The organism is Bacillus cereus group sp. MYBK79-1 (assembly GCF_051915365.1).
Taxonomy (GTDB): Bacteria; Bacillota; Bacilli; order Bacillales; family Bacillaceae_G; genus Bacillus_A.
This window is the reverse complement of the sequence record NZ_JBQAEO010000004.1, coordinates 87775-99033: the sequence shown is the minus strand read 5'-3', so window position 1 is coordinate 99033 and position 11259 is coordinate 87775. Positions and strand designations below refer to the sequence as shown.

The following is an 11259-nucleotide window of genomic DNA, read 5'->3' as shown; positions in this document are numbered from 1 at the left end:
GTTATATTTCCACATAAAGGGCTGAGTATGATGAGAAGAAAAGGCTATTTTATAGATAATGAAACTAAGAAAATGTACAATAATGAAATGATAATTTCAGATAATAATCTTTCTAATCCCTCTACACCAGAAGAATTGAAAGAGATGGTTTTTAATGGTGAAATAGAAGGGGTATTTATCTCGCATTATTTCGATGATCGAAAAAGTAATTTAGAACTAAAACCATTAGAAGATATAAGGAAAGATTGGGATATAGATTATCATAATAATATTAGTGTAACTGATGAACCGGTATCTTTAGAAGATTTCCCTAATGAATATCTTTTCTTCGTTGAAATGTGGGGAAATGAAAATGGGAATGTGATTTTAGTGTTGTTTATGCACCATTAAAATTCTTGATGAAAAAGGAAATAACCAGTAGGAGATGTATAATCCATCTTGATAAAAGCTTAATTTTACTGGAAAAATAATATTCACAAATATTAATAGGTTTGGTATGATTAATTTCGACAAGTTAATCGAGGCCGGAGATATTTGAGATAAGCCATAAATTTATTTAGGGATATAGAAGTGTCCTCTAAATAAATTATGGCTTTTTTTATTGATGAACTGTAATCAATAAGGAGTTACATGTGAATAGGAGGGATATGGAAAAAATAGTATAGTAATAACATAGGGGAATTATATTTGTAAGATTGGAATTTTAATATAGGCTTATGAAAATAATGAAAGTGTATCTTCTATTTCTTGTAAATCTCATTAACTTGTTGAAATTTGCAACGTAGGAAGGGTTAGAAGGATGAGAAAAATTATTAGCGCGTTCGTTATTTTCTTTATGATGGGGAGTATCTTTGCTGGAGGAGCTGTTCATGCGAAGTCAGAAGGGAAGTATGAATGGAATACGAATAAATTTTTAAATATTGCACACCGCGGAGCAAGTGGACATGCACCTGAGCATACTTTTGCTTCTTATGATTTAGTGAAAAAAATGAAAGCGGATTATTTGGAGTTAGATATTCAATTAACTAAGGATGGCCAGTTGATTGCAATGCATGATACAGCAGTTGACCGCACTACAAATGGTACAGGTGAAGTACGAGATAAAACATTAAATGAAATAAAGAGTTTAGATGCAGGATCTTGGTTCAATAAAGCTTATCCAGAAAAGGCTAAGCAAGAGTATGTTGGTCAAAAGGTTCCGACTCTTGAAGAAATCTTCCAAAAGTACGGAAGAAGCATGAAGTATTACATTGAAACAAAATCACCAGATGTGTATCCAGGAATGGAAGAGAAATTATTAGCTTTATTAGAAAAATATAATTTAATAGGTCAAAACATGGCTTCTAGCCGTGTTATGATTCAATCATTTAGTAAAGATAGTTTAACAAAGATTCATAGTATGAATAAAAATATTCCGTTAGTTCAACTGCTTTGGTATTATCCAAATGAAAACAATGAGATTGTTGAATGGTCTGGCATTACACATGAACCGAAAAGTGTAACGAATGAAGATTTTCAAGAAATTAAAAAATATGCAGTTGGTATTGGACCGAACTTACGCAATGATAACGGAGAACTAATTATTGATGAGTCATATATGAAAATGGCTAGGAAAAATGGACTGCTAATTCATCCTTATACAATTAATGAGAAACCAGATATGAGATTGTTAATTAAATGGGGTGCTACAGGAGTGTTTACAAATTACCCTGATCGATTACATAGTGTGTTAAAGGAAAAATAAATAGGTGAAAAGGTATACCGACGTTTGGGTATACCTTTTTCTGTTATGCTAGATAAACGAAGTAAAGTACCCCTTTTAAGATAACTCTCCAATAAACCAAATCTCTTTTTTATCGATTGCATCTTCATCATAAATGACTTCTTGAAAGTGCAACATTTGGGCAGTAGGACAAATTGAAATTCCCCATGTCTTCCAAAAATCAGACTCATTTGCAAGAGGAATCCATTTTTGAAATTCACTATTTTTATTAAAGAAATTATGAAAGTACCCCTCACTTTTAAATATAATGATTTGAGAATCCCACAACCTTTCTATAGAAACCAAAACAACAACTCGATATGTATGTGTGTCACTCGGCTTTATTTTTATTAAATGGTTTGCTTGATTTAATAGAGTTTGTATACAGAATCGTTTTACTTTTCTAGGCGTTTTACACGAATCGATAAAAGCTTGGGAAACTGGTAAGGGCATATACCAATATTCATCGTTATAGAAAGCAGAAGGGAACGTTTTTGTATGTTCTTCAATTCGCTTTATCATAGTGTTTGTTTTACGCTTCATCCCACGTATTTTCTTTTCACGCATTGTTAAATCATCTCCATAAATTTTTGTAATGCAGCTGAGTGATATATATCTTTTCTAGTAACAAAAGTAGTAGGAACTTTTTTGAATCTATTTGGTAAAGGATTGAATGATAAGTTATGTGCATGACCATTTAATATAGATTTCATCATAATTGCTACACCCATATTTGATTTTACACAGGCGAGTATTGCTTCAATTGTTCCAAACTCTAATACTCGTTTAGGCGAGATGCCTTCTTCTTGAAGCCAGTCTTCTAATAAATTTCTATAATAGCAACCGTGACTAAAGGCGAGTAAATTCATATTTTCTATGTCTTTAAGAGAGGGTAAAGGTTTTTTGCTAATAAGAACTAATTCTTCTTCACGAAATACACTTGTATGAAGTTCAGCGTGCTGAGTAGAGCCAGCTATAAACGCTCCGTCTAGTTTTCTTTCTAACACTAGCCTAATTAGTTGTTCGGTCGTATTTGTTTCTAAAATCAATTCGACTTTTGGGTGTTTCTCATAGTAGGCCGTTAATATAGAGGGAAGCCTTACCGCAGTTGTAGATTCTGTACATCCAATTTTCAACGTGCCCTTTGGCTCAGTTCCATTACTTTGAACCGCTTTTATAGATTGATCCATTAAGTGGATAATTTGTTTAGCGTATGTTAATAAAATCTCACCGTTAGAAGTTAAAGTTACACCTTTTCCGTTACGGTAAAATAAAGGAACACCTAATTCATTTTCTAGTTGTTTCATACGCATTGTTACGCCTGATTGTACATAGTTCAAATTTTTCGCTGCGTGAGAAATATTACTTTCCTTCGCAACTTCGTAAAATACAGTTAAATCTTTTATGTCCACGTAGTATCCCTCCGAAAAGGTATCATTTTTTTTGATGGATTATATAATGAATCTTTATTTTATATGATATCAGAACTTTCATACAATGGAAGTGGATGGAGGGATTATTTTGTTAATCGAAGAAAGGATGAATAGAAATTATAAGTGGATGATGTTAATTGTTGCGACGATTGCTCAAACAACAGCGACACTTATAACGTATGGTGTTGGAGCTTTCGCTTTATTTTGGAAAGAAGAATATGCGCTTACGAATATGGAGAGTGGATTGTTAGTAAGTGTTGTAAATATTGGTCCGTTATTTTGTATGCTTTTTGTCGGTCGGTTACTCGATCAATATAATGAAAAATTATTAATTTCTATCAGTTCATTTTTGCTAGGAGGTTCGCTTTTACTAACTAATATAGTAAGTGGATTTAAGGGTCTATTATTTGTACTTTTATTAGTAGGAATGTTTTATAGTGTTTCCCAGCCAGGAGGAAGTAAAGTGATTTTGAAATGGTTTTCAAAAGAAAATCGTGGATTAGCGATGGGAATAAGGCAAGCGGGTATACCGATTGGCGGCGCGTTAGCGGGAGTGCTAATCCCGTTTTTTACAATACAATATAATGTGACTTACGCAATAAATAGTATGGCATGCATTTGTATAATTGGAGGATTATTATTTTTTATGTTTTATAAAGAGCCATATGTTCAAGAGGATGTAAGGAAAGAACATATTAAAATTTCTTTTTGGACGGAGCTAAAAGTAGTGATACGTAAAAAAGAGTTGTATCCAATATATATAACGGGTATTTGCATGATTTCATTACAAATGGTGTTAGTTGGACATTTCATGAAATTTTTAATAGGGCAGCAATCCATTACATCTATTATAGCCGGAACAGTATTTTCAGTTATGTTCTTTTCTGGAATGATTGGCCGTGTTGCATTAGCAGCTATTAGTGATTTGTTTTATAAGGGGAATCGGCGCACGCCATTATTTATAACTGTCTGTTCTTCTATCGGTTTAATTCTATTGTTAGTAATGAGTATACATACAGTAACGAGTGGAGTATTGTATGGGGTAAGTGCATTGTTAGGGTTCTTTTCAATTGGATGGTTTAGTCTTTTTATCGCCGAAGTTGCTGAATTGGGGAGTGAAGATTCTGTTGGAATAACAGTTAGTTTGGCACTTACATTCAATCAAATTGCTATTATTGTTGCACCTATTTTATTTGGTTATATTGTAGATGAGAAAGGGTATACGTATGCGTGGTTATGTATAGTGGTATTATTAAGCATTTCGGCAGTGAGTTTATATAGTAAAAACAAAAAATAAAAGAAAGTTAGCAATGTAAATTTTTTATGAAGAAAGTCTAAAGAAATGCCGAATGAGTGACATTTCTTTTTTTATATGTTGTATAATCAAAATATAAATGAGATTCGTTTTCATTGACGTTCATTGCCTCTTTTGAAATTACCTGTAACTTTAGCCATAATGAGTTGTTTTTCTGTATCGTTATGTGCATGATTTATTTTGTTTAAAAATTTTTCAGCATCAGTTCCTTTTAATATCGTAATTTGTTTTCCGTAATATTCAATTAAAACTATGTTATTTTTTGTTACCCTGTAATGAAACATCATATCATCTAAACGATTGCGCTTATCAGTATTTTTCATGTTTATAACTCCTTTTTTGATAATGTGTAACAAATGTTACATAAGATATTGAAATTATAGTAGGGTGTATCCGATTGTAAGGTGGAAATTTTGCAAGAAAGAAATACAATAGAGAGTAGCCGAAAACTGCATATGAGAAAAAGGAATCTAGTTCATTTAGGTGAATAATAGGTAGTATTATAAAATATTTGAAAATTAAAAGATATAGAACAGAATGGATGTACGTTAAGTGAAACTAGATAAAAGAGGGTTCCTATTATGTTAAAGAAATGGTTAATCGTTTTCTTTATTTTTGCTATTTTTTGTGGGAGTGTCGTTGCGCTAATACATGCAAATAAAGGTAAGAAATATGATATAAAGGCATTTTTCAATGTAAATAGTAAGAAAAAGGGCGATATTCAAGAAGTTGATGCGAATGAGAAAAAGCGCTATGAAGTTGTAGCCGGAAAACTAGATCAATATTTAAAAGATAAAGGATTTAATGGGAGTGTACTTGTAGCTAGTAAAGATCATGTGATTTTACGAAAAGGTTATGGGTATGCGAATGTGGAAGATAAAGTAGTAACAACGCCAAGAACGAAATATCGTATTGGTTCTATTACGAAAACAGTCGTTGCAATATCTATTATGCAGCTAAAAGAAAAAGGGAAATTAAATATTGAAGACAATGTAAATAAGTATATTCCATCGTTTCCAGCAGATAAAAACATTACGTTACGAAATTTGTTAACACACACGTCCGGGTTACCAGATCAGGGACAAGGTAGGGTGAATGCGGCGTCACGATTAAAGTTAGTAACGTGGATTGGAGCGCAAAAATTGCAATTTCCTGCAGGGACAGGATGGAAATATACAGACTATAATTATATGGTACTTGCGTATATTGTAGAAAAGATAGCAAATAAACCGCTCGCTGAATATGTGAAAGAAAATATTTTTACTCCTGTTGAAATGCATGAATCTGGAATGGGTGCAACTCTCCCTGAAGATATTTTTTTAGCAGAAGGTTATACGAGAAAAGATAATGAGTTAATAGCTACACCCCGATTGAAAATGAACTGGTTGTATGGGTGTGGTGAAATGTATACGACTGTTGAAGATATGAAAAGATTAGATGAGGCTATTATGGATGGGAAACTGCTCTCTAAACAAAGCGTATTAGATATGTTTACTGCATCACCTGCAAGAAAATATGGATTTAGTTTCTATACGTATCCAGATTATTATCATAACCACGGCGTATTAGCAGGTTGGAATACATTTAATAATTTTAACTGGGATAAAAAAACATTTGTCATATTATTTTCTAACGTCCAAAATGGTATGAATGACTCATTTAATCAAGAGTTTAGGAAAATGGCGAATGATTTAATTGAAGGAAAAGAATAATTTTAAAATCGGTATTGATATGTAATGATCAATACCGATTTTTTTATTTCGTAAAGTTCAGTGTGCTAAATAAGTAGGTAAGGAAGGTAGTTGAATAAATATATATAGTTAGTTAAATGATAGGGATGCAAAGAAGAATTGGTAATTTTTACATTGGAGAAAAAGCTTGAGCTTCACACTATGTGAAGCTTTACATTATTAGAGATAAGAACAGGAGGTTGAAAAAATGAAAAAAGTAGTAAAGTTTTGCTTAATAGCTACATTATCCACTGCGATTTTTAGTGGTTGTTCTTTTGAAGGTGGTAATGAAAATGCAAAAGGGAAAGAGAATGGAAAAGTAGAGGTACAGAAAAAAGTTGGAAAATATACGATGCCAGATGAAAAAGATAAACATGAAGGTACATGGCTGCAATGGCCTCATGAATACACATATGGTGAAGAATATAAGCACGAAGTTGAACCGATTTGGATTAAGATGGCAAGTGCTTTAACTGAAGGTGAAAAAGTCCACATCGTTGCATACGATGTGGAGGAGAAAGAGCGCATCAATAATCTTTTAACAGATAAAGGACTGAATATGGATAAAATTGATTTCTTTATCGCTCCTACTGATGATGTGTGGGCAAGAGATAGTGGACCGATTTTTGTTTATGACAATAATAAAAATCTCAAAATATTAGATCCAGCATTTAATGGTTGGGGAAAGAAAACTCCTTATAAAAATGATGCTCGTATTCGTGAGAATGTTAGTAAACAATTAGGGATTGAAAGAATTGATTGGGGAAAATTTGTCCTTGAAGGTGGTGCAATTGAATTAGACAGTAATGGGACTGCTTTATTAACAAGGAGTGCTGTAACGAATAAAAATAGAAATCCTGATTTATCAGAAAAGGAAATAGAAAAATATATAAGTGACCTAGGAGTATCAAATTTTATTTGGTTAGATGGAGTGCCTAATATAGATATTACTGATTTTCATATCGATGGATTTGCTAAATTTCATGGTAAATCTACCATTGTAACAATGAAAGAAGATGACCTAGCCGAATGGGGTTTGTCAAATAAAGATATGGACACATTGTTAGATGCAAAAAATGCATCAGGACAGAAATATAAGTATGAATACTTACCGCTTAGTAAAGAGAAAGTTACTTTAGAAAATGGAAAAGCTCTCGATTATAAAGGGTCGTATATCAATTATTATATCGGGAATACAGTGGTATTGGTGCCTAATTATAATGATCCGAATGATAAAATCGCAAACGATACGATTCAGAAGTTATACCCAAATCGTAAAGTAGTTGGTATTGATGTGAGAGAGCTTTATAAAAATGGTGGCATGATTCATTGTGTTACACAGCAGCAACCGACTCAATTGAAGTAATCAATAAACCTACGGACAAAATAGGTACATTGTTACCTTTACCTATTTTGTCATGCCTAATTATTAGTAATAATAAAGTACTTTAATATAATGATAATCGAGATTATAGTGTATAGTCGTTTTTCGTTTTATCCCGCGTTAACGGACAGTAAAACTCCCACCTCAAAATTCAGTTGGAGCAAAGAAGTTAGGTGGGAGATCAACTGTCCGTAAACGTCCGATTGGTTCAACTAATAATCAGTGGGGGATGAACAAAACCCCCACTGATTAAAGTTTCACTTTATATGGAAAAGGAGAAAGATGTTTGTGTTAAAGAACTTAAAAATAGTTTTTTCGTTTTTCCCTATCATTCTACAGTACATTTTAAATGTAGCTTTGATTTGTTTAGGGATTGTTCTAAGTGTGTTTCTGATGAAAGAGGTCATTCAATTTATACAAGAACTGAAATTGAGTGGTAAGGAATCTAGTTATCATTTAGTAGATAGTATCGTTGTATTCTTTTTATATTTTGAATTTATCGTAATGATTATAAAGTATTTTCAAATGAATTTTCATTTCCCATTACGGTATTTTATATATGTAGGTATAACAGCTATTGTTCGTTTAATTATTATAGACCATGATAGCCCAGTGGATTCATTACTATATGCCTGTGCAATTCTTGTATTAATTAGTGCTTTATTCATTGCGAATTCTAAAATAATGCGTCGTGATTTAGTAGAGTAACATTTGCAGTTGGAATTTAAAAAGGAGTGGTAGTATTGACAGAGATAATCTTAACTAGCCTCATAATAATAGGGTTTATGATTCTCTTGTTTAATTGTATCCTTTCATAAGTTAAAAGAATAACAAGTTAATAAGGAAAGAGTTTTTTGTAAATATGGTTCATTACAATAATCAAAATAGTTTACATCAAATATTTACATTGGATGGTCTACAGTACTTGCAACTATGTTTATAAGTTTTGCATTTATAGGTATTGAAGCAATAGGAGTTGGAATTGAGTATCCATTTGGTCAGGATCCAAACGATCTTCCGTTAGAAGGAAATTGTATAGGGGTAGAAACACATGTAGTGAATTTATATAACGAAAACGAACCATTAGAATCAACCGATTTAAATCGTGATAAAAAATTATTTAATTATTAATTGTGTATGACGATGAAATGTTTAAAGTTGTCATGGAATGTTCTATTTTAAAATCCTGTCAAGAGTCAATTTTCCGCTCAACCACGGCTATATATTTTTTATATAAATATATAATATTTCTCCGTGCTATAATCCATTCATGAAATGTGCACGTTTCGAAAATTGTTATGAAAAGAGAAATGAAAAGGAGAATAGTTGGCTTAGTTAAATCAGTTATTCCATCATTATTAAAAAGCGAGGTAAATATTATGGAACAAAAACATAATGGAATTATTTTTACTGCAATACCAGATAAATCAAATGAATATTATCGTCCATTTTATGAAGACCTGATTTATTTTAATGAATACTTAAATGAAAATAAATCATTTACTGATCAACTTGTCTCTTTATCCGTTGAAGAGCAAGATTTTCATACAAGCTTTTTTGAGTATGATGATATTTGGCTAAGAGATGTTGCGCCAGTTGTAACAAATCATTTAGTTAAATTTAAATATCAACCAAATTACTTACCTAAAGATCAATGGCGATATTTAGATCAACAATTTAATAAATGGTTGAAAAAGAACGACTTTGAATATGTGAAATCTCCATTGATATTAGACGGTGGAAATCTTATTTGGAATAAAAAAGATACTGTTATAGTAACGGAACGCATATTTGATGATAATTATGATTGGACGGAAGAAGAAATTATAGAGCAACTGGAATGGGATTTGGATGTGAGCCGCGTTATTATTATTCCTGCTGAAGAAGGGGACGTACTTGCACATGCAGACGGAATGGTTAAATTTATTGATGAACATACGATGTTTATTAGTGATTTTTTAGGGGATCATGAATTTAGATATAATGTTCAAGAGATTATTCAAGAGCAAATGCCAGAAGCTAAATTTATAGTCGTTCCATCGTCATATACAGAAAAGGGACAATATGATCAAGAAATAGCATCGGCAAAAGGTTTGTATATAAATATGTTAGAAACATGTGATACGATTTACGTTCCTAAGTTTGGATTAGCTAAAGATCGGGAAGTGTTACGATATATTCAAAAGCATACGGAGAAACAAGCTATTCAAATTCATGTAGGAGAAATATCGACAATGGGAGGCGCAATAAATTGTTTAACGTGGTATTGTCCTCATCATTTGTTACCTTCAAAAATGAAAAGATTGAACAATCAGAATGAAGGTTTTTCAGTTAGGAAGATTTTTGATTGGTTGTGAACTACTCACCACTTAGCAAAGATTGAAGTGGGAGCTTCTCAGTTCCACGACGAAAGCAACCTTTCGTCTCCCTGAGCGTTACTTCGGGGCGTTCCATCCCTAGATGACCAACGCTTGGATGTTCTCTTTATACGGTTGATATTTTACGCAGGAACCGAATGGCTTGGTTTTCGCACTCTATTTTCTTCCTGCAACCTTCTATATCAAGTTATCAAAGAACCTCATACAGCTAGTTTATCAAAATTTTTTGACTACTGTCAAACCGAAATTCATCTCCCACCTATCGTTGGGCTACGCCCTTCACACGCCCCAGGAAGGAGAATTCTTTCGGGAAATTCGTTAAAATAAGCATATAAGAAAATGTATTCAAGGGGTAAGTATATGTATACAATTACTGAATTTTCGCGGATTTGTAAAATGAGTACACGGATGCTAAGGCATTATGACAAAGAAGATATATTAAAACCAGCATATGTGAACCCAGAGAATGGGTATAGATATTATGAGCAAGGGCAGTTAGAAATAGCATTGAAAATAAAAAAGTTAAGGGAGTATAAGTTCCCTCTACCGAAAATTAAAATCATTCTCCAGTCGTCAGATCAAGACTCGTTTGTGAAACATATGCAAGCACAAATTATAGAGTTGTCTCATGAAGTGAAGCAAAATTTACAGGTTATTTCAGAAATGAATGAAATGGTAAATGTGAATAATAGCCTGAATATCGCTCGCCATAGAAGTTACGATATATTAGTGGGGACGAGAAATGAAATAACAGTAATTGCTCAAAGACTGCAAATAAATATTGATGATATGGATGATTATTTTTATGACTTATATGAAAAAGTACAAAAGCATGACTTACAAATAGTTGGTTCGCCCTCTACAGTCTTTTATGATGAAGAGTATATCCCGAATGAAAGCGATATCGAATTAAGAATTCCGATTATGCATGAGAACGATAAAGACGTAGTACAAGAATGCGAAATAAAAAAAATAAATTCGCATCAAATCGTTACTACTATGCATTATGGAAGTTACGACTATATAGGTTACGCTTATATTGCGTTAGAAGAATGGATTGAAAGAAATGGTTATGTAATAGGTGATTCGCCATATGAGGTTTACATCAAGGGACCGGAATGTGATTGTTTAGTAGAGGAGTATGTGACACAAATTTGTTTTTTAGTTATGAAAATAAACTGAGAATAAGGATTGACATTAACATTATGTCAATCCTTATTCTATTTATGTAAGTCATTCATCATAATAAAAAGGAGA

At 32.4% G+C, this 11259-nt stretch carries 11 protein-coding genes and 1 pseudogene; 9 read left to right on the top strand and 3 right to left on the bottom strand.

The features are described from left to right. Positions 1-27: 27 nt before the first annotated feature. Together ACTFOB_RS09255 and ACTFOB_RS09250 are read left to right on the top strand one after the other, a co-directional pair. The gene (locus ACTFOB_RS09255; RefSeq protein ID WP_440032723.1) at positions 28-390 is read left to right on the top strand and encodes a hypothetical protein; all 363 of its coding nucleotides are present in this window, start codon (positions 28-30) and stop codon (positions 388-390) included. Between the two features lie 409 nt (positions 391-799). Then, positions 800-1744 (top strand): glycerophosphodiester phosphodiesterase, encoded by a 945-nt coding sequence (locus ACTFOB_RS09250; protein ID WP_440025724.1) that lies wholly within the window; start codon positions 800-802, stop codon positions 1742-1744. A 75-nt stretch (positions 1745-1819) separates the two neighbouring features. Here ACTFOB_RS09250 and ACTFOB_RS09245 read toward each other — a convergent pair whose 3' ends face one another. Together ACTFOB_RS09245 and ACTFOB_RS09240 are read right to left on the bottom strand one after the other, a co-directional pair. After that, a complete protein-coding gene (locus ACTFOB_RS09245; RefSeq protein ID WP_440025725.1) occupies positions 1820-2329 on the bottom strand; it encodes a DUF3916 domain-containing protein in 510 nt (169 codons plus the stop codon). 2 nt (positions 2330-2331) lie between these two features. Further along, positions 2332-3174, bottom strand: coding sequence for a LysR family transcriptional regulator (locus tag ACTFOB_RS09240; RefSeq protein WP_440025726.1), 843 nt, complete (start codon positions 3172-3174; stop codon positions 2332-2334). An 85-nt stretch (positions 3175-3259) separates the two neighbouring features. Between ACTFOB_RS09240 and ACTFOB_RS09235 the strand changes: the two genes are divergently transcribed. After that, the gene (locus tag ACTFOB_RS09235; RefSeq protein ID WP_440025727.1) at positions 3260-4492 is read left to right on the top strand and encodes an MFS transporter; all 1233 of its coding nucleotides are present in this window, start codon (positions 3260-3262) and stop codon (positions 4490-4492) included. Between the two features lie 110 nt (positions 4493-4602). Here the strand turns inward: ACTFOB_RS09235 and ACTFOB_RS09230 are convergent, their stop codons facing one another. Next, entirely contained in the window at positions 4603-4833 is a 231-nt protein-coding gene (locus tag ACTFOB_RS09230; protein WP_088113547.1) for a hypothetical protein, read from the bottom strand. Positions 4834-5091: 258 nt separating this feature from the next. Between ACTFOB_RS09230 and ACTFOB_RS09225 the strand changes: the two genes are divergently transcribed. From ACTFOB_RS09225 to ACTFOB_RS09200, 6 genes and pseudogenes are all read left to right on the top strand, one after another. After that, positions 5092-6222: a serine hydrolase domain-containing protein gene (locus tag ACTFOB_RS09225; protein WP_440025729.1), complete on the top strand. Its 1131-nt coding sequence runs from the start codon at positions 5092-5094 to the stop codon at positions 6220-6222. 226 nt (positions 6223-6448) lie between these two features. Next, complete coding sequence (locus ACTFOB_RS09220; protein WP_440025731.1) at positions 6449-7606, top strand: agmatine deiminase family protein; 1158 nt, start codon at positions 6449-6451, stop codon at positions 7604-7606. 306 nt (positions 7607-7912) lie between these two features. Then, complete coding sequence (gene psiE / locus ACTFOB_RS09215) at positions 7913-8332, top strand: phosphate-starvation-inducible protein PsiE (protein ID WP_142342505.1); 420 nt, start codon at positions 7913-7915, stop codon at positions 8330-8332. Positions 8333-8530: 198 nt separating this feature from the next. Then, positions 8531-8755, top strand: a pseudogene (locus ACTFOB_RS09210) (bestrophin family ion channel); the annotation flags it as partial. Between the two features lie 248 nt (positions 8756-9003). After that, complete coding sequence (locus tag ACTFOB_RS09205) at positions 9004-9981, top strand: agmatine deiminase family protein (protein WP_440025850.1); 978 nt, start codon at positions 9004-9006, stop codon at positions 9979-9981. Between the two features lie 381 nt (positions 9982-10362). After that, positions 10363-11184, top strand: coding sequence for a MerR family transcriptional regulator (locus ACTFOB_RS09200; protein ID WP_440025732.1), 822 nt, complete (start codon positions 10363-10365; stop codon positions 11182-11184). Positions 11185-11259: the final 75 nt, after the last annotated feature.